Annotated in this window: 18 protein-coding genes; 10 read left to right on the top strand and 8 right to left on the bottom strand. The window is 47.4% G+C overall.

The window, feature by feature from the left end; genetic code table 11:
- Nucleotides 1-213: 213 nt before the first annotated feature.
- From H7A02_02920 to H7A02_02910, 3 genes are all read right to left on the bottom strand, one after another.
- Nucleotides 214-612 carry a hypothetical protein gene (locus tag H7A02_02920; protein ID MCP5171212.1) on the bottom strand — a complete coding sequence of 133 codons (399 nt, stop codon included), beginning with the start codon at nucleotides 610-612 and terminating at the stop codon, nucleotides 214-216.
- Nucleotides 613-877: 265 nt separating this feature from the next.
- Nucleotides 878-1,213 (bottom strand): hypothetical protein, encoded by a 336-nt coding sequence (locus H7A02_02915; GenBank protein MCP5171211.1) that lies wholly within the window; start codon nucleotides 1,211-1,213, stop codon nucleotides 878-880.
- A gap of 2 nt (nucleotides 1,214-1,215) precedes the next feature.
- Nucleotides 1,216-1,578 carry a hypothetical protein gene (locus H7A02_02910; protein MCP5171210.1) on the bottom strand — a complete coding sequence of 121 codons (363 nt, stop codon included), beginning with the start codon at nucleotides 1,576-1,578 and terminating at the stop codon, nucleotides 1,216-1,218.
- 146 nt (nucleotides 1,579-1,724) lie between these two features.
- Between H7A02_02910 and H7A02_02905 the strand changes: the two genes are divergently transcribed.
- The 4 genes from H7A02_02905 to H7A02_02890 all read left to right on the top strand — a co-directional run bounded on the left by H7A02_02905 (nucleotide 1,725) and on the right by H7A02_02890 (nucleotide 6,866).
- The gene (locus H7A02_02905; GenBank protein ID MCP5171209.1) at nucleotides 1,725-2,255 is read left to right on the top strand and encodes a helix-turn-helix transcriptional regulator; all 531 of its coding nucleotides are present in this window, start codon (nucleotides 1,725-1,727) and stop codon (nucleotides 2,253-2,255) included.
- Between the two features lie 319 nt (nucleotides 2,256-2,574).
- Entirely contained in the window at nucleotides 2,575-2,919 is a 345-nt protein-coding gene (locus H7A02_02900) for a HopJ type III effector protein (protein MCP5171208.1), read from the top strand.
- A gap of 224 nt (nucleotides 2,920-3,143) precedes the next feature.
- Complete coding sequence (locus H7A02_02895; GenBank protein MCP5171207.1) at nucleotides 3,144-4,859, top strand: hypothetical protein; 1,716 nt, start codon at nucleotides 3,144-3,146, stop codon at nucleotides 4,857-4,859.
- 279 nt (nucleotides 4,860-5,138) lie between these two features.
- The gene (locus H7A02_02890) at nucleotides 5,139-6,866 is read left to right on the top strand and encodes a caspase family protein (protein MCP5171206.1); all 1,728 of its coding nucleotides are present in this window, start codon (nucleotides 5,139-5,141) and stop codon (nucleotides 6,864-6,866) included.
- Between the two features lie 93 nt (nucleotides 6,867-6,959).
- Here H7A02_02890 and H7A02_02885 read toward each other — a convergent pair whose 3' ends face one another.
- Entirely contained in the window at nucleotides 6,960-8,513 is a 1,554-nt protein-coding gene (locus tag H7A02_02885) for a PLP-dependent aminotransferase family protein (GenBank protein MCP5171205.1), read from the bottom strand.
- A gap of 102 nt (nucleotides 8,514-8,615) precedes the next feature.
- Between H7A02_02885 and H7A02_02880 the strand changes: the two genes are divergently transcribed.
- Both H7A02_02880 and H7A02_02875 read left to right on the top strand, forming a co-directional pair.
- Nucleotides 8,616-9,056 (top strand): carboxymuconolactone decarboxylase family protein, encoded by a 441-nt coding sequence (locus tag H7A02_02880; GenBank protein MCP5171204.1) that lies wholly within the window; start codon nucleotides 8,616-8,618, stop codon nucleotides 9,054-9,056.
- Nucleotides 9,057-9,109: 53 nt separating this feature from the next.
- Entirely contained in the window at nucleotides 9,110-9,799 is a 690-nt protein-coding gene (locus H7A02_02875) for a DJ-1/PfpI family protein (GenBank protein MCP5171203.1), read from the top strand.
- A 73-nt stretch (nucleotides 9,800-9,872) separates the two neighbouring features.
- Here the strand turns inward: H7A02_02875 and H7A02_02870 are convergent, their stop codons facing one another.
- The 4 genes from H7A02_02870 to H7A02_02855 are packed head-to-tail and all read right to left on the bottom strand — an operon-like array spanning nucleotide 9,873 to nucleotide 12,299.
- Complete coding sequence (locus tag H7A02_02870; GenBank protein ID MCP5171202.1) at nucleotides 9,873-10,496, bottom strand: alpha-ketoglutarate-dependent dioxygenase AlkB; 624 nt, start codon at nucleotides 10,494-10,496, stop codon at nucleotides 9,873-9,875.
- Nucleotides 10,472-10,720, bottom strand: a complete 249-nt coding sequence (locus H7A02_02865) for a metal-binding protein (GenBank protein ID MCP5171201.1) — start codon at nucleotides 10,718-10,720, stop codon at nucleotides 10,472-10,474. Before H7A02_02865 ends, H7A02_02870 begins: the two co-directional genes overlap by 25 nt.
- Nucleotides 10,721-10,724: 4 nt before the next feature.
- The gene (locus H7A02_02860) at nucleotides 10,725-11,438 is read right to left on the bottom strand and encodes a 2OG-Fe(II) oxygenase (protein ID MCP5171200.1); all 714 of its coding nucleotides are present in this window, start codon (nucleotides 11,436-11,438) and stop codon (nucleotides 10,725-10,727) included.
- Nucleotides 11,439-11,441: 3 nt separating this feature from the next.
- Nucleotides 11,442-12,299, bottom strand: a complete 858-nt coding sequence (locus tag H7A02_02855) for a methylated-DNA--[protein]-cysteine S-methyltransferase (protein ID MCP5171199.1) — start codon at nucleotides 12,297-12,299, stop codon at nucleotides 11,442-11,444.
- A 303-nt stretch (nucleotides 12,300-12,602) separates the two neighbouring features.
- Between H7A02_02855 and H7A02_02850 the strand changes: the two genes are divergently transcribed.
- From H7A02_02850 to H7A02_02835, 4 genes are all read left to right on the top strand, one after another.
- Entirely contained in the window at nucleotides 12,603-13,748 is a 1,146-nt protein-coding gene (locus H7A02_02850; protein ID MCP5171198.1) for an epoxide hydrolase, read from the top strand.
- A 140-nt stretch (nucleotides 13,749-13,888) separates the two neighbouring features.
- The gene (locus tag H7A02_02845) at nucleotides 13,889-14,668 is read left to right on the top strand and encodes a tyrosine-protein phosphatase (GenBank protein MCP5171197.1); all 780 of its coding nucleotides are present in this window, start codon (nucleotides 13,889-13,891) and stop codon (nucleotides 14,666-14,668) included.
- Nucleotides 14,669-14,734: 66 nt separating this feature from the next.
- A complete protein-coding gene (locus H7A02_02840; protein MCP5171196.1) occupies nucleotides 14,735-15,991 on the top strand; it encodes a thiolase family protein in 1,257 nt (418 codons plus the stop codon).
- A gap of 376 nt (nucleotides 15,992-16,367) precedes the next feature.
- Nucleotides 16,368-17,840: a NarK family nitrate/nitrite MFS transporter gene (locus H7A02_02835; GenBank protein MCP5171195.1), complete on the top strand. Its 1,473-nt coding sequence runs from the start codon at nucleotides 16,368-16,370 to the stop codon at nucleotides 17,838-17,840.
- Nucleotides 17,841-17,850: the final 10 nt, after the last annotated feature.

The following is a 17,850-nucleotide window of genomic DNA, read 5'->3' as shown; positions in this document are numbered from 1 at the left end:
AATAACTTGCGAACCAACTATCAATTCTATAAATACAACCATATCCCACCGCTAATAGAGTATGGTCAGTAGTTTCTTGTGTCCCCTTACTGAATTATTCTTCTTGGAGATCTTCATAGAGGGAAGCCTGATAGCTGAAAATGTGATTAACTGGATCAATAAATTAATGATTTTGAATCAAGCTTAAATGAAGCTACATTTGAACAATCTATTTCACCACCCAGAACACTTATAGATATCTCCGTAAAGTGTCAGTCGAGTTTGGTCGTAACCGCCGCGTCCTTTATCTAGTAAGCGATCAGCTATACGAAACCCATTAGCATTCTGTTTCAAAGCTTCAATTTTTAAATTTCTCATCGCTGTCTTTTCAGTTGCTTCCATGCCACCAAAAAAAGAAAGCTCGGCCATTGCGCTAACTTGATTGATGTATTTACACTTCTTTGTCTGCTCTGGTGAGATAGCTCTTACCGTATCGGCTTTAGCTGCTAAGCGTTCCTGCTCTTCCTTTTCCTGAGTATGTTTAGCGTTATATGCTTCAAGTTGCTCCATCGATATGCAGCCGGTTAGCAGGGTTAGTGTTAATAAGCTGGTGATGGTTAATGTAATACGCATTGCTGATCCCTTTCAGTTTTTGAAATTATTTTCGCTTAGTACACTATGGGCTGATGGAGTAGCCGAAAGAACTAACTGCGAACATAGAGCCACTTATTACCGAGCAGGCGTATTAACCTTTTGGTGTACTGGCGATGTAGTAGGTGTTGCTTCCATCTGATTGAATGTTTCAAAATATTTATCAGGGTAGAGAGCAGTAGCATCGGTTCATCCTTAACGACGTAGAACTATGGGGCGGTGTTTTTGGGGATAATGAATTATCCCCTCATGGCTTATCTTCCCAGCCACAGTTCATAACAGTACGACCAGTAACTACACCAACCTTGGCAACAGAGGTAGCTGACTTGAGCAAACCAAGCGAGTTTGTAATTTCTTTTTGTTTCTTCTGGTCGCGAAAAAACATTGCTACAAACAAGTCGTATTGATCATCCTCTAGTGAATCACTAGCTATGTCATAGACACAAACGGCTATATCTTCTTTTTCGTTGGGGTAAGCCTCTTTAAACTGAGCAATAAACTCAGCTTTTTTACCACTACAACCCGATAACAAGGCAAGAACGACAAAAGAAAACACTAAGTATTTCCATCTTGAGTGTTTCATTGTTAGTTACCTTGAGTTGTTGGTTGTGTTGTTAGGTCGGAAAGCTCTTTTGCGCCAAAGAAGGCTAAGGCCGCAGCAATTAGTACTGGCCCACCAAAAAAGGCACTGGCTCCGTTTAACCCCAAGGTTGCAAAAACCATGATCGCTGCAAAAAGAAATAAAGCAGCGGCAATAACAGGTTTTCGCATAGCTAGACCAGCTCCGACAAAAACGAGTATTGGTGTCAATACACTGCCAAGCATAGATAAGCTCTTATCACCCATACCGACCGCAGATGTGAGCTCTCCAGCGAAAAACACGTAAAGTGCATAGAACATTAAAAACAATCCCCAAATAATCCCTAAAACCATTGCTGTTACTCTCATGTACCGCTCCCTTTTATTGTTTAATGGTTATGCCATTCCTCTATATATAGATACTTAAAGACATCAAAGAAGATATTTATAACCCGTGGACTTAAAAACGTCAACAATGTTCTATAAATATGTAGTCATTACGTACGATTTTTTTGATGAAAGACCCTCTGAAAGAATTTGGAAAACGCCTGCGAGAGCTACGGAAATATCATCGCTATTCACAAGAATCCTTTGCTCTTGCTTGTGGGTTGGATAGAACTTATATCGGTGGCGTTGAGAGAGGGGAGCGGAATATTTCTCTCATTAATTTAACTAAAATAGCGATGGCTCTTAATACAAGCACATCAGAGTTACTTGACTACAATCGTCCTTTATCAAAGACAGGGCTTACCTACCGTGAGGAGGTAGAGAGAGCTGACCTAAAAGAAGCTCTTCAGAAAGAGCGTGAATTATTGGAATCTATCAAGGATCGTGACCCCTCTCTGCTAGAAAAGTTAAAAACAGCTCTTTGGGAAAAAAAGGAATATAAATGGGTTGGTTCGTCTGATTCAAAAGAGGAAAAACTACTTCTTGATGCCACTCTCGGCGTTCTTGATGATATTCATCTAGGAGATTCTGATGATGTGAACGTAGAAGTTCTCGATGAAGGAGAGAATTATAAGATCATAAAGCTAACCGGTAGTTAGTATCGTGTTAGAAATATTCCATCGATTAATCAATCCGTAACAATCAAACACCCTTACCAAACCCCAAAACCCTCGGTACACTAAATCGTCCAATAAGCTTATAAAAGGATTTAGCATGGACACGCCAACAAAACGAGTTGGTATCTGGATTAGAGTTTCCACTGAAGATCAAGCTAAGGGTGAGCTAAAAAGGGGAGCTAAAAAGGGGACGCATTTATTTCCCCCAAGTATCAGCTTCTAGCCAATGACAGATATACATTAAAACCCCCATTACAGATAAACTTTCAACCAACACGTTGCTATCGGAGAATGACCACCCATGACGCTTGAGAACTTGCTTAAAAAAATTAATGACGACGCTGCTGCCATTGAGTTTGATGAAACCATAGCGGCTATTGATGGAGCGTATAACTTTACCCCTTCGCAATTCGCTAATGGTTCGTTGGTAAACAAGGCGGGCGAAAATTCCGGCTCGTGCAAGATTTTTGCGTTTGCCAAGCAACATGGTTTGACTGAAGAGCAAACACTGCATTGTTTTGGCCGTTATTATCGAGAGGAAGTTTTAGAAAACCCTCAAGGTGATAACCACCAAAATATTCGCAACTTTCTGCAATCGGGTTGGGCTGGTATTACTTTTGAAGCCGAGCCGCTGTCGTTACGTTAGAACCGTAGATAAAGTCACCAAATTAACCCGCGCCCTAAACACCTAGCCGCCCCCAAACCACTAAAGGTTGTTATTTGGGGGCGTTTACGATAACCGCTGCTCACCGCTTTATTGAGCGATTCCCAACTTTGCGACCTGCTGTCTAGTAAAAATAGAATCTTTGTACTAGCCTGTAATTTCCCTAAAAATGGATCACCTGCTTACCCAAGCAGTTGGAGGCATAGATGCTTTACACCAACTTTCAACACCTCAAGTTTTTAGCTCTTTCACTATTCATAATTTTTTCTTATTCATTTTCTTTCCCTGCATCGTCCAGCGAGCTGTTTCAGGTTCTTGAGTTTCAGCCGGAAGCAAAACTAGCCGTTGGCTGGAATAGCATTGAAAATGATATCAGTACCGGGCGAGCTACCTGCCTGGACCCAAAAAGTTTTAGCTACAAAAAAAATCCGAGCGGACATAAAGACGGGCAATATGAGGGCAGCTTTCGCCTGGTTCATTCAAAAACTGATATTGAAGATGGTTTTGGTCTGAATGCCTCGGCGACTTACCGAGGGCTTCTCTACAAGGTGGAAGGCTCTGCAAAATATGCGCAAAGCAAAGAGGTCAGTGCTGAAAACACGAATGTAGCCGGTTATGTCGCCGTAGAGACTCGCGCCGACTCTATCTATGGAGCAACAAGTAAAAGCCTTGACGCGCAATTTATCCCTTCGGTCAAAATGATTTCCGCCAGTGAAATAGCCGCGCGCTTTACCGATATCAGGGTATTACCCGAATATATCGATTTACTGGCGAGCAATCCCAAAGAGTTTTTTCGTCGGTGTGGCGATGGTTTCGTGGCTGACATCTATTACGGTGGCCGCTTGAATGTTTTGGCGGCATTAGCCACCACATCGGAAGACAGTAAAAAGAAGCTGGAAGCTTCACTAAAAGGCTCCAGTTCGGCAGTTGATGTCAGCGTAGATGGATTTATCAGCAGTGTTAAGAAAAGTAGCGGCACCCAATTTACGGCGAGTTACAGGGCGGTAGGCGGTGATGGTAAAGAATTATCGGTGTCGAGCATTGATAACCTTAAACAGACTGTCGACAAGTTTTCTCACGAGGTTTTTAAAAATGACGCAGGTATAAGGATGCGTGTTGTCTCGTATGCATCCTTAATTCCTAATACAGATAGCTACCGTTTTGGCGTAGTGCAGGACGCTATTGATGCAGCAAGACGTTACCGAGACCTTAATTCGGTATGGGACGCATTGGGTCAAATGCGCGACGGCCCTTTGACCACAAAGTTAAAATGGAACAGAGCTGTCTCAAAGCAATGCCTTGCTGATAAACAGGATGAGATTCTGGATTATAACAAAACCATTTTTAGTTCTTTGGAAACATGCTCTAAACAAATGAACTCTAGTATGAGCAATCCTCCAAATTGCAGTAGCAAGGCTTTGTTGGCTGGCGCACGACTAAAAACCGGAAGTGCAACCTGCCCGGCAACCACAACGATTGTTGATGGTAAGTTGAGTCAATTTGACTACCGCCTGTTTTATCCGTTAGTCAGCGATTCAAAAATACTGGATATTTGCCAAAAACCTTCAGATTCTGTCTATCGCGCGATGATTAATAAGCTATGGCTAAAACCAACCATTGACGCGCAGTGTTCAGCCGACCCCAACCAACCACAGTGTTACAACCGGGTACGGGAGCAACTAACCAATAACATCCACATTTTGGACAACGGATTTACTCCCATAATGCCCACTGGTGGTTATACAAGAAGCTGCAAAAACTGTGAAACAGCGTGGCGCGGAGATGGCGGCAGCCATGTCCGGTGTGACTGCAAAAAAAATGGGAAATATGTGCCTACTAAATGGCGGAATATGGACCCTCAATGCCCACAAAAAACGGCGCTGCAAAATTGCTCCGCAACCTTGAAGTATGGCAACTGCTAACGCGGGAAAGCGCCAATTAGCAACCAAAAAGCCGACATCCCGAAAGAGACGTCGGCTTTTTAACACGGCAATTAAAATAATCGTAAAGACCTACCAATAGTTTTGGCGCTAAATATGTTGAACTGGAAACCAATCACCAAAACAAAGTGAAGCTGGAGTCATATTCAGCTTCTTTTCTCTTTCAAACAAGCTGGATAACAATGCACGGATACTATACCCTTCTAGAATCAGTGATTGCCCACACATGGAAGAAATATCGCAGGAAAAGGAAGTACTCTCATGCAAAAGCCCGCCCTTAATTTTGTCCTCGGCAGTCTATTTGGCAGCCTCATTGTCTTCACCCTTTACAACACCCTCCTGATTGAACATACAACCGTCACCTACCTGCCTGATGGTGGCAAATACACAGGCGAAAAGATGGGAGAGTTATTACACGGCACCGGGTATATAGAGTGGCCGGAAGGTTCATCTTACAAAGGCACCTTCCGAAACGGCACCATGGAGGGTAAGGGTGTGCTTCATACGTCAGATGGCTCTGTTTACGAAGGCGAATTCAAAGGCGGTATACCCAATGGCCACGGCACCTATAAATTCAACGGTTATACCTATACTGGCGAGTTTCAGCGCAATTTGTTTCATGGCCAGGGGGAGTACACCCTGGCCAATGATGATCGCTATGAGGGTGAGTTTAAAAATGGCGTTTACCATGGCAAAGGTGATTACCTTACCAAGGAAGAAGGAAGGTATACAGGCGAATTTGTAGACGGTGAATTTACTGGTCAAGGGATCTATGAATACCCTGACGGCTCGCTCTTTGAAGGCACTTTTAAAGATTGGGCTATAGCCGGTGATGGCGTGATGACACACAAAAACGGAGATAAGTACATTGGCAACTTTAGCGATGGTGTTTTAAACGGTGACGGTGAATACATCTCTGCCGAAGGCAAACACTACAAAGGTGGTTTTCAGTATGGCCTTTTTCATGGTAAGGGAGAATATACAGACGAGAATGGTAGCCATTACACAGGAAATTTTGAGCATGGTTACTACCATGGCGAAGGTACGCTGATATTCGACAATGGTGATCGCTACGTAGGTCAATTTGAGTATGGCAGATACCACGGTATGGGCACTTTAACCTATGGTGAACCTTTAGATGGCATGGCAACTGTTACCGGAAAGTGGAAGCATGGAAAGCTGTATAGCTGTGAAGGTGAATGCCATATAACGCCAGAAGACCAAATTGCCGAAGCAGTGCTCTACAACCAGAATGAATTGCTCAACACCCAACTTGGTGCACTGCGCCATAGCAACAGCAATAAAATCGATATGTACTTTCTGGGGGTGGCTGGATACGGTTCTCAAGCAGTGTTTCGACGTGAAGTGCTATTCGCAAAAAACTACTTCGACTCCAATCTGAACACCAAAGGAACCTCAGCTGTACTGATTAATGACCGCTCCACCATTCAAGAATACCCCCTGGCCACTGCAACCAGTGTGCAGCAGACCTTGCAGCGAATGGCTGAGAAAATGGACGCCAATGAAGATATTTTGTTTGTCTTTCTGTCCAGTCATGGCTCTAAAACCCATCAACTCAACATTGAGCAACCAGGCCTGGAACTCAGAGATATAAGTGCAGAGCAGCTCGCTGATATGGTGAAGAGCCTGCCTGTTAAATGGAAGGTTATCATTGTTTCTTCGTGCTATTCCGGAGGCTATATTCCGTACCTTCAAGACGACCATACCCTTGTGATTACCGCCGCTGCCCGCGACAAAAAATCCTTTGGCTGTAATGACAGCAACCAGTTCACCCACTTTGGAGAAGCTTTTTTTAAAGATGCGTTACCTCAATCAAACAGCTTCGTTGAAGCATTTGAGAAAGCCAAAGTGATCATTGCTGAGCGGGAAACAGAAAATGATTACACGCAATCAGAACCGCAGATTAATCAGCCAGAAAAAATATTGAAGCAGTTAAAAAGCTGGAGAACTGGCTTGGCAAAGGAGTAAGGTATTCCAACTGATCACCTGCAATAGCTATTATGGCTGTCAGGGGCAAACCTATTAGGCAATCGTGAACTGACTTTCGAACCTTATCCCAACTCACCCCGGCCATAATGGGTTTGAAGCACAGGCTTTGCCCAGCAGCTTGATGTGATAATGAATTTCTTCATTGCTGTAGGCTGCGTAACCCAGTATCAAGCCTGGTTTTTGTAAAACCTTACAAGAGTCCTTTGCGGGAGCGCTGTGCAAAAAATCGGAGCTGAACACGGATACGGGAGCAATCTCCAGACCGATACGGCTGGCTGCATCCAGTACATGACTTTCCTGCACCCCCTGCTCCAGCCAGCCAATCAGATGCAAGCCACTGTCCAGTGGCGGAACTGACATAATGCCATCCAGAAATGTCCCGGCGGCGTCTATCAATGCCTGCTGACGTTCTGCATACAGGGTTCTCATGCGCCGCAGGTGACGGGCAAAATAACCCTGATCAATAAAATCTGCCAGCACTGCCTGTTCCAGTGGCGGAGAGTGGCGATCTATCAGCCAGCGCATGGCGGCCAAAGGTCTTGTCTGTGCTTTGGGAACCACCAGATAGCCCAGCCGCAGAGAGGGAAACAACAACTTGCTGAAACTGCCTATATAAATCACCTGCCCGGGTGCCGCCATCGCATAGAGTGTTGGCAAAGGACGCCCCCGATATTGATACTCACCGTTATAGTCATCTTCCAGCACAACAGCACCGGCTTTAGCTGCCCATTGCAGCAGGGCTTTGCGCCGTGATTGGGAAAGGGTAACCCCCAAAGGGAAATGGTGCGATGGCGTGACATAAATAAATTTCGCTTTGGGCACGCTTTTATTTAGCACATCGACATTGATGCCCTCTTCATCAACGGGGATAGAAACAATATCTGCTCCCGCCATTTTAAAAGCAATGGCCGCAGGGGTATAACCCGGCTCTTCAAAGCAGACGGTGTCACCGGGATTAATGAATGCTTTTGCCAGCAGTTCGATGCCCTGCTGGGCACCTGCCGTGACGATGATCTGGTCAGTCTGAGCCTTCAACCCCCGCGACGCCCCCAGGTAACCGGAAATAGCCTCACGCAGGGGGCCATAACCCAGAGGTGAACTTTTCTCCAACCACTGTTGCGGTTGCTGGCGAAGTCGTCTGGCCATCAATTGCGCCCACTGCGCGTGCGGAAACTCTTTAAACGCGGGAAGGTGAGCCCTGAAAGGACGCGCTGACGGACCCTCTTCCAGTGGAACCATATCACCGACCATTGAGGCATATTGGTAACGTGAGGACAGCGTTAAGGGCATGGTTTCCCGTTCATAAGCCCCTTCTCTGCTGGACTCGGGCGGTCTTCTCGACGGCAAGTCTCGCATCACTCGCGTGCCGGAACCTGGCACAGCTTCAATAAAGCCTTCTACGATCAATTGCTCATAGGCATTGATCACAGTGTTGCGCGCCACCGACAGCTCTTTAGCCAGACGGCGAGTTGCAGGCAGTTTTTCGCCCGGAGCCAGCAACCCCTCCCATATTGCCTCGCGCAACTGGCTTTCCAGTTGACGGAAAATGGCTGTTGCACTGGTGTGATCGATCACTAGCATATCAAACGGAAATCGCTGCGGATGTGCTGGTGATTGCTTGATCAAAAGCGGTTCCTACAAAAATAAAAAAGTGGACCTTTTTAAGGGTCCGTATTTCAGTATGATTTATCCACACCTCCGTTTTCACTTCAAGGATAAATTGAACCTATGGAAGCCAGAATACAAATCAAACAAGTGGAACCCGATGCCTACACAGCCATGTTCGGTCTCGAAAAATACATTAACTCAGCAGCGCTTAACCCACGCCTGAAAGAACTTATAAAGATACGTGCCTCGCAGATCAACGGCTGCGCATACTGCATCCAGATGCATACCGAACAGGCCAGACAATCCGGCGAGACTGAGCAAAGAATCTACGCATTATCAGCCTGGAGGGAGTCCCCATTGTTTAATGAAACAGAAAGCGCAGTTCTGGCAGTGACAGAAGACATTACGCGGATTGCCGACAAGGGTTTGTCCAAGGCTGTTTACGACGAGGCTTTAGCACTTCTCGGCGAACAAGGTATAGCCCAGTGCATCATGCAGGTGGTCACCATTAATGCCTGGAATCGCATTGCTGCTGCAACAAAGATGAAGCACGCGCAATAAGCATGCTTCTGCCTGGGAAAACAACACTCAATTGCAAAAAAGGATTTCAAATTATGGTTAGAAATTTAATGGCTGCTATGCAGAAATCACAGTGGTACTTCATGGCTTGCCTGCTGTTAGTGGCAACCAGCCATGTCAATGCGGCTTCGTCAAAAATCGGCATTCTGGTTTTTGACGGCTTCCTCACCAGCGACGTCACCGCACCCATAGAAGTTTTTGGTGCGGCAAGCAAAAAGTCCTGGTTCTCGTCTTACGAGGTGATCGTTATATCGGCAACCGACAACAAAACAGTCACCTCAGAAGAGGGCCTTGTGATCGTGGCAGATAATACTATTTACGATGACCTGAAACTGGATGTATTGCTGGTACCCAGCGCTTATGAAATGGATGATTTTATCAGTGACGAGAATTTGATCAGCTTCATCAAACAACAAAGCCAATCAGCCTCATGGATGGCCAGTAACTGTTCCGGCGCTTTTCTGCTGGGCGAAGCTGGTGTTTTGAATGGCAAAAAAGCTACGACATGGGCTGGCGGAGAGAAAGGCCTTGCAAAAGCCTACCCGGAAATACAGGTACAGTATGACCAGAATGTCGTGATTGACGACAAGGTAATGACATCCAATGGCGGGCCGGTCAGTTATCAGGCGGCTTTTGAGCTGTTATCGAAGCTCAGTTCAGAAACGTTCTCGCAGGAGATCGCCGAATCTATTCAATTTAACCGACTGAATCGCGCCTTTGAATAGCAGGCCATCGGGTGCTGGCTGGAAATCATACTCCAGCCATTTAGCAGTTGGCATTCTTGATCACAAGCACGCCTTAATAGCCTGAACCTCTTTCAACAATTGTTCTAAACGTCAAGTTAACCCGCGGCTCGTGAACTGTTTTTGTGGGGGGCAAGCGATGTAACCAATTGGCCTGAGTGGTGCCTTTCATAACTAACAAACTGCCGTGCTGCAATGTTACAGAGACAACCTCTTTGGTGCGTTTATGCTTAAAACTGAATTTACGTTCAGCGCCAAAACTTAGGGACGCGATGGCTCCGTTTTTCTTTAAATCGGTTTCGCCATCGCTGTGCCAGGCCATACCTTCCGACCCGTCGTGATAGAGATTAAGCAGACAGGAATTAAACGTTTCGCCGGTTTTGAATTCGACTTGCTGCTTCAGGCTCAATAATTGTGGTGTCCACGGCAGCGCCGATTTGGTGGTCTTGGAGTAGGTATAGCTGTAAGGCTTGTCGCCATACCAGGCCACTTTGCGTTTAGTAATAATGCGTTTACCAAAAATAACGGCCTCATCGTTTTGCCAGTCTATGTCCTCGAGCAACTGTGTCAGGTGAATGTCCGCCTCTTGCCAGGGTATTAACGTACCGTAATAGCAGACATCACCATCCCGTGTGAGCAGGTTAATGGGTGTTTCTAGCGGTTCGTCGAACAGATCCACTGTCGGTACTCCGCTTTCATGCAGTGGCCGCAGGGGCGGTAGCCCACCTCGACGGCCTGTTGTTTTGACAGAAAAAACACCCGGTTTTCTCGCTTCATGCGCTTACCCGATGAACAGTCCAGTCGGCCGTAGATGCGTAACCGGCGGTTGCCGCCAAGACAGACTTTATTCTGCTCAATCAGCGATCTGAGTTCCCGGTCGCTCAGATCACGATGGTGCAAAATGCCTTTAGCTGATCGCATCATGGAAAATGACACCCAATGTATGTCGCTGACCGCTGCGCACTTCGCTGACACCGTGCTTTATGGTCGCCCGGTAATACCCCCTGGCGCCCTTCTCCGGTTTTAAACGGGTGGTGAAAATCAGCATGTCCCCCCGCTGCAGGTTGACCACAGTCGCTTTCGATTGCGCCCTGGGCACCTGTTGCGTCAACACAAACTCGCCGCCGCTGAAATCTGTGGTCGGATCGTTCAATAAAAAGGCGGCTTGCAGGGGAAAGTACACATCACCGTACAAATCCTGGTGCAGTGTATTAAAGCCGCCCCGCCCATATTTAAGAATTAACGGCGTTGGTTTCCGTTGCTGGCTGGCTTTGCACTCGGCCAGCAAGCCCTGAAGGGTCTCGGGGAACTGTTTATCGATAGTTAGCTGCTTCATCCACCGGTTGGCTGTCGGGACCAGCTTCGGGTACACAGCTTCCCGTATCCACTGGATCACGTCGGGTAGCGGATAGTCAAAGTATTTGTATTCCCCCCGCCCATAACGGTATCGCTCCATAACCACTGTTTTGCGATAACCCGCTGGATTGTCATATTGGTTGATAAAATGCTGGCATTGGGATCTGGAAAGCACCTCCGGCACTACTGCATAGCCTTGATGGTCGAGCGCTTCGCCAATCTTTTGCCAGCAAATGGACTCCAGTTTATTTTGCACTTCGCACATGGACTATTCGCCTGACATGGCTGTTTCCAGCCGGGCTGCCTCCCAGCCGATCAAGGCTGATTTGCGCGTGGTACCCCAACGGTAGCCGCCCAGCTGCCCGCTGGCCTGGATAACCCGATGACAGGGAATAAAAAACGCAACGGGATTACTGCCAATAGCGGTGCCAACGGCTCTGGACGCTTTTGGTTTGTTGATTTTTTCGGCCAGACTGCCGTAGGTGGTTAAGCCTCCTTCGGGAATAGTTAACAAACTTTCCCACACCTTTAACTGAAACGGCGTGCCATTAAGATGTAGTTTTATTTGCTTGAGCTGCTGCCAGTCTTTTTGAAAAATAAACAGCGCATTCTGCTGAAGCTGGTCGGCAATTTGATGATATGTCGCGCTGGGGAACCTCGCCTTCAGTTCTGCAAGGGCGCGTTTTTCATCTTCCTCAAACACCAGGTGGCAGATGCCCTTTGCCGTTGACGCCACAATCAACTTGCCGAAGGGGCTGTCGGCAAAGGAATAGTTGATATTCAACTGCTCGCCGCCGTTTTTAAATTCTCCCGGCGTCATTCCCTCAATCGACACAAACAGGTCGTGCAGGCGACCAGTACCAGATAAGCCGGTTGCGTAGGCGGTATCCAGCATTGTTGTACGATCATTACTGATCAACTGCTTGGCATACGTCAGGCTTAAATATTGGATGAATTTTTTAGGGCTGATGCCGGCCCAATCGGTAAACAACCGCTGAAAATGGAAGGGGCTCATATTCACTTCGGCGGCCACCTGATCTAACGACGGCTGCTCTTTAAAGTGCAGCTGGATATAGTCTATGGCTTTAGCTACCCGGTTATAGGCTGTGCTTTCTTGACGATCCATTCTTTCTCAGCTCCCATTGGGCCAAATAATATAGCGTTGCTCTCTCCACGTGTCGTCACGAATCATTATGAGCCGTCGCAAACAACATATGAGCATGAATAATAGAGCGCCACACCCTGCTTCTCGACCCAGTTCTTGCTGTTTTTAATTAATTTCAACGCCTACTTCAACGCTCGGTTTCAATACCAGCTTTTAATGCCTGCTTTCCGTACCTACGGCACCCGCAATTCAATTTATACTTGCTCTGACCAACTAATTTCGTTACAACTTGTAACATAACCCAGTCAATTGAGGACGACCGCCTTGGCCACCAATATCACACCATACAGTATCAATACTCCCGACTCAGAATTACAAGATTTAAAACAAAGACTAGCGTTAACCCGTTGGCCGGAAAAAGAATGTGTCGACGACTGGACTCAGGGCGCGCCTTTAAGCGCGGTAAAGGCTCTGTGCGATTATTGGCAAAACACCTATGACTGGCGGCGCTGTGAACGCCACCTGAATCAATACCCACAGTTCACCACCGAGATCGATGGACTGGATATTCATTTCTTCCATATCCGCTCCACCCATGAAAATGCCAAACCGCTGATTATGACCCACGGTTGGCCCGGATCGGTGATTGAGTTCATGGATGTGGTTGAGCCATTAACCCAGCCGGAAAAGTTTGGCGGAGACCCGGCTGACGCTTTCCATCTCGTGCTGCCCTCCCTGCCCGGTTTTGGCTTTTCAGGCAAACCTGCCGTTACCGGCTGGGGTATAGAAAAAACGGCTGCTGCCTGGAATACACTGATGGAAAGACTTGGTTATAACGCCTATCTCGCCCAAGGTGGCGATTGGGGCTCTGCCGTTACTACACAGATTGGGACGCAAAATCCACCGGGGTGCAAGGGCATTCATGTCAATCTGGTATTAATCCAGCCGGAAATCGGCCCCGATGACGAGCTGACACCCGAAGAGCAATCAGCATTGCAGGCGCTGCAATTTTATGCCGACTGGGACAGCGGCTACAGCAAAGAGCAATCTACCCGACCACAAACGATAGGTTACTCGCTGGTAGATTCTCCAGTGGGACTAGCCGCCTGGATCTACGAAAAATTCTATTTCTGGACAGATAACGAAGGCAGCCCTGAATCTGTTGCATCGTTAGACCATATTCTCGATAACATTATGATCTACTGGCTCAATCACGCGGGTGCTTCCGCTGCCAGAATTTATTGGGAAAGTTTTAACACCCTGAAACTTGATGAGATACCCGTACCTACCGGCATCAGCGTGTTTCCCAAAGAAATTTTCCGTGCCTCGCAGCGCTGGGCCGAAAAACACTACAAAAATATCGTTTACTGGAACGAAACACCAAAAGGTGGTCATTTCGCGGCCTTTGAACAGCCCGAAATTTTCGTCAACGAGTTACGTGACTGTTTCAGAAAAATGTCTCTCAAATAACTCGCCTTTCGCCTCACTATACCTTTTTGTTCTGTCTCTATTACCAAGCGGTGGTAGAGGCAGACTGTCCAAACGGTTAATATTACGCTCTTAACTTTTTGGCTTTTATCTACTGATTCTAACGAAGGGAAAATTTTTGCATGACCACAAGGGCTATTCATCTGGAAGGCGGCTTTAATGTACGAGACCTGGGCGGTTACCAAAGCCGTGACGGGCGCACGGTTAAATGGGGTAAACTTTTCAGATCAGGCCATCTGGCCCACTTGACTCCTGGTGATATCGATACGCTGGCGCAAAAGCAGATTAGTCAGATTCATGACTTTCGCGGCAAAAAAGAACAGTCAAAAATGCCCAGCAAACCGGTTCCGGCCCAACACTTTGATCAGTATCATATTTTGTCTGGCAGTATGCCCCTCTACCGCAAACTCATTGAGAGAGGCGAGTTGAACACCGATACCGCGCACCAGACTTTTGTGAATATTTACAAAAAATTCGCTCATGAAGTCGCAACCCCCTTCTGCAAGATGTTTCCTTTACTGATTAAAAATAGTGGTCAGGCCAGTCTGTTTCACTGCTCTGCGGGTAAAGATCGCACAGGCATTGCCGCAGCGCTGATACTCTCAGCACTGGATGTGCCCAGAGACACGATAATTGAAGATTACCTGCTAACAGCACAATATATGGATACTGAAAGTGCTCTGGATATGATTGAAGACTTCCTTGGCGTAAACAGTGAGAATACCGAGCAAGTCGAACGCGATTGGCTGGTGCCAATTGTGTCGGTACACGAAGATTTCATCGGCAGTTTTTTTACTTCTCTCGAAAATGATTACGGGAGTGTCGATAGCTACCTGAACAAAGCGCTTGCACTATCACCAGCTGACATCCAAACCATGCGGGACTTATTCCTGGAAAACTAAACTGTCATTCCTTTGGTATAATTAGCCCTGTTTTTAAACTAGAACTTCTTTATCAGGATTAACTTAATGAGCTCAAATGAAAAACAAGCTGTAGGCATAGCCTACGATGATGCATGGTTAGTCGATGGCTGCCGGACCGGTTTTGGTGCATTTAGCGGCACTTTGGCTGACATTTCAGCCACTGACCTGGGAATCGCTGTGACCAAAGCACTGTTTAATAAAGGTGCTGTGAGCAGCGTGGACATCGACAACGTATTTACCGCCAGCCTGGCACCTTCCGATTTCGATGCTTTTTACCTACCCAGGCACATTAGCCTGTACTCAGGTGTCGGCCAGCACGTACCGGTCATGCAACTGCAGCGGCTCTGCGGTTCCGGCTTTGAGCTTGTTACCCAGGCCTCAGACTTCTTGCAGTTGGGAAAAGCCCGCTGCGTTCTCGCCGTTGGGGCAGAGTCCATGTCTCGCAACCCGGTTGCCAATTTTACCAGCCGTGGCGGATTCAAACTGGGACAGGTGGATTTCCGCGACTACCTGATTGAATCACTGTATGACACAGGTGCCGGTATTCCTATGGGCATTACTGCTGAAAATCTGGCTGAACAGTACGGTATTAGCCGCGAAGATGTCGATGCCTTCGCTGCCATGAGTTTTGCACGCGCGCAGGAAGCCAAAAAGTCGGGCTACCTCTCAGATGAAATTGCTCCCTTAAGCAATGAGATATTTGAGCTTGAAGGCATGAAAGCCCGCCAGTTAAAACTGCCTCGCGGTGTTGAAAGCTTTTCCGATGATGAGCATGCTCGCGACACCAGCCTGGAAACATTATCCAAATTGCGAGCCACTTTTAAAAAGGATGGTGTACAAACGGCAGGAAACAGCTCCGGTATCGTTGACGGCGCAGCGGCCCTGGTTATTGCCAACAGCGATTATGTGGCAGCAAAACAGTCTAAGCCTCTGGCACGTGTTCTGGCGGCCTCTGCTGCTGGCGTCGATCCTCACTATATGGGTATCGGCCCGGTGCCCGCTATTCGCCACGTACTCGAATTAGCTGGTCTGAATATTGCCGATATCGACCGCTTTGAAATCAATGAAGCATTTGGCGCACAACTACTGGCGGTTGGCCGTGAGCTGAAGCTGGATCTCGATAAGGTCAACGTTAATGGCGGCGCTATCGCTTATGGTCACCCCCTGGCGGCTACAGGGGTTCGCTGCACACTGACACTGGCTCGTGAATTGAAGCGTTCGGGCCTGCGTTATGGTATTGCATCGGCATGTGTTGGCGGTGGTCAGGGCTCGGCAATCCTGATTGAGAACACCGAGATTTAACTAATCACCAACTAACAGCTTGCACCAACTCTGGTCAAAAACTTTTCTCGTGACCAGAGTTGGTGAGTTCTAACTGTCACATCACCAGCTCTGCACCAAACCACCGGAGCAACCGCCACAGAATTGTTTATCTGCCGCCCCTGTTTTTTCTTTTTAAACGCTTGCCATAATTTTTGGTGCACGCCACGCCACAAAAGACCCTTTATGGTGCATCAACCAGTAAACCACAATGGGGTATTTATTGACCGATCTTTTTCATAGACCTCTCTGACAGCCTGTTTCACTGTTCTTCAAGGCAGTTTCGATACAAGCAGCCGCATTGGTACAGTTATTGCTTTTAAGCGCGTCACAAGCATTAACTTTTAGGAGAACACCCGTGTCGTCGAGTATCAAGCTGTACGATTTGAAGGATCCCAAAATCCGCACGCTGCATCTAACGTGGTTTGCATTTTTTCTCAGTTTCGTCGTGTGGTTCAGCCACGCCCCCTTAAAACCATTGATCATGGAAACTTTTGATCTGACCATTGCCCAATGGAAAGCGCTGCTGACGTTGAACGTTGCACTGACGATACCGGCGCGCATCGTTATTGGCATACTGGTAGACCGGTTTGGCCCTCGCGTAATCTATTCCAGCTTGCTCATGATTTCGGGCGTACTCTGTGTCGGCTTTGCCTGCGCACAAACCTATGAACAGCTGGCGCTTATGCGTTTTCTGCTGGGTTTTGTGGGTGCCGGTTTTGTGATTGGTATTCGCATGGTGGGTGAATGGTTCCCGGCCAAATCTGTAGGTCTGGCACAAGGTATCTACGGCGGCTGGGGTAACTTTGGTTCATCCGCAGCGGCATTCACACTGCCCACCATCGCCGTCGCCGTTTTTGGCGGTGAAGATGGCTGGCGCTATGCCATCGCCTTGACCGGCGTGTTCGCTTTTTTCTACGGCATTGTCTACGCGCTGCGTGCTCGCAACACACCGCAGGGATCAACCTATTTCAAACCCAAGAGAACAGGCGGGCTTGAGGTAACCAGCGTAAAAGATTTCTGGTTATATGTGGCGATGAACATCCCTATGTACGCTATCTTGTCAGTACTGGTCTGGAAGCTTTCACCAAGCGGCACTGCGCTACTAACCGAAGGCACAGCTAACCTGCTTTATATAATGTTTGTGGTATTGTTTGTATTTCAGTTTTCCCAAATTTACAAAGTGAACCGGGAGATGCTTAAACACGGTGCACCAGAATCGGACAAATATGAATTTAAACAGGTGGCTGTACTGGATTGGGCTTACTTCGTGACATTCGGCTCTGAATTAGCCGTTGTATCCATGCTGCCCGGTTTTTTCCTCGACACGTTTGAAGGCCTTTCTCTCGCAGCCGCAGGAGCACTAGGCGCTGCGTTTGCATTTATGAACCTGGTGGCTCGCCCAAGTGGTGGATGGTTCAGTGACAAGTTTGGTCGCCGCAAGTCTCTTTCCTTATTAATAATTGGTCTGGCCGTTGGCTATCTTATCCTGTCACAAATTAATGGTAGCTGGCCAATTGCACTGGCAGTCATCGCCGTTATGTTTTGCTCCTTTTTCGTGCAGGCAGGTGAAGGTGCCGTATTTGCTATTGTACCTCTGATCAAGCGCCGCATGACCGGACAAATAGCAGGAATGGCTGGCGCCTTTGGTAATGTCGGAGCCGTTACCTACCTGACCATTTACACGTTTGTGGATGCATCAACTTTCTTTATGATTATTGCCGCATCATCCGTGCTGGTATTCGGCCTCTGTCAAATGCTGACTGAGCCCAAAGGCCATATCACCGAAACACTTCCGGATGGCAGTGTTGAGTTAATTGAAGTCGGCTAACGGATAACCA

The sequence above is a fragment of the Pseudomonadales bacterium genome, assembly GCA_024234435.1.
Lineage (GTDB): Bacteria > Pseudomonadota > Gammaproteobacteria > Pseudomonadales > Porticoccaceae > JACKOF01.
Note: the sequence above shows the minus strand (reverse complement) of the source record. Positions and strands in the feature narration are given on the sequence as shown.

Bases quoted from the DNA above. Each gene is read 5' to 3' on its own strand.
- H7A02_02920 (MCP5171212.1), bottom strand. From the start codon at position 612: ATGCGTATTACATTAACCATCACCAGCTTATTAACACTAACCCTGCTA.
- H7A02_02890 (MCP5171206.1), top strand. From the start codon at position 5,139: ATGCAAAAGCCCGCCCTTAATTTTGTCCTCGGCAGTCTATTTGGCAGC.
- H7A02_02845 (MCP5171197.1), top strand. From the start codon at position 13,889: ATGACCACAAGGGCTATTCATCTGGAAGGCGGCTTTAATGTACGAGAC.
- H7A02_02900 (MCP5171208.1), top strand. From the start codon at position 2,575: ATGACGCTTGAGAACTTGCTTAAAAAAATTAATGACGACGCTGCTGCC.
- H7A02_02840 (MCP5171196.1), top strand. From the start codon at position 14,735: ATGAGCTCAAATGAAAAACAAGCTGTAGGCATAGCCTACGATGATGCA.
- H7A02_02895 (MCP5171207.1), top strand. From the start codon at position 3,144: ATGCTTTACACCAACTTTCAACACCTCAAGTTTTTAGCTCTTTCACTA.
- H7A02_02915 (MCP5171211.1), bottom strand. From the start codon at position 1,213: ATGAAACACTCAAGATGGAAATACTTAGTGTTTTCTTTTGTCGTTCTT.
- H7A02_02860 (MCP5171200.1), bottom strand. From the start codon at position 11,438: ATGTGCGAAGTGCAAAATAAACTGGAGTCCATTTGCTGGCAAAAGATT.
- H7A02_02910 (MCP5171210.1), bottom strand. From the start codon at position 1,578: ATGAGAGTAACAGCAATGGTTTTAGGGATTATTTGGGGATTGTTTTTA.
- H7A02_02880 (MCP5171204.1), top strand. From the start codon at position 8,616: ATGGAAGCCAGAATACAAATCAAACAAGTGGAACCCGATGCCTACACA.
- H7A02_02875 (MCP5171203.1), top strand. From the start codon at position 9,110: ATGGTTAGAAATTTAATGGCTGCTATGCAGAAATCACAGTGGTACTTC.
- H7A02_02905 (MCP5171209.1), top strand. From the start codon at position 1,725: ATGAAAGACCCTCTGAAAGAATTTGGAAAACGCCTGCGAGAGCTACGG.
- H7A02_02855 (MCP5171199.1), bottom strand. From the start codon at position 12,299: ATGGATCGTCAAGAAAGCACAGCCTATAACCGGGTAGCTAAAGCCATA.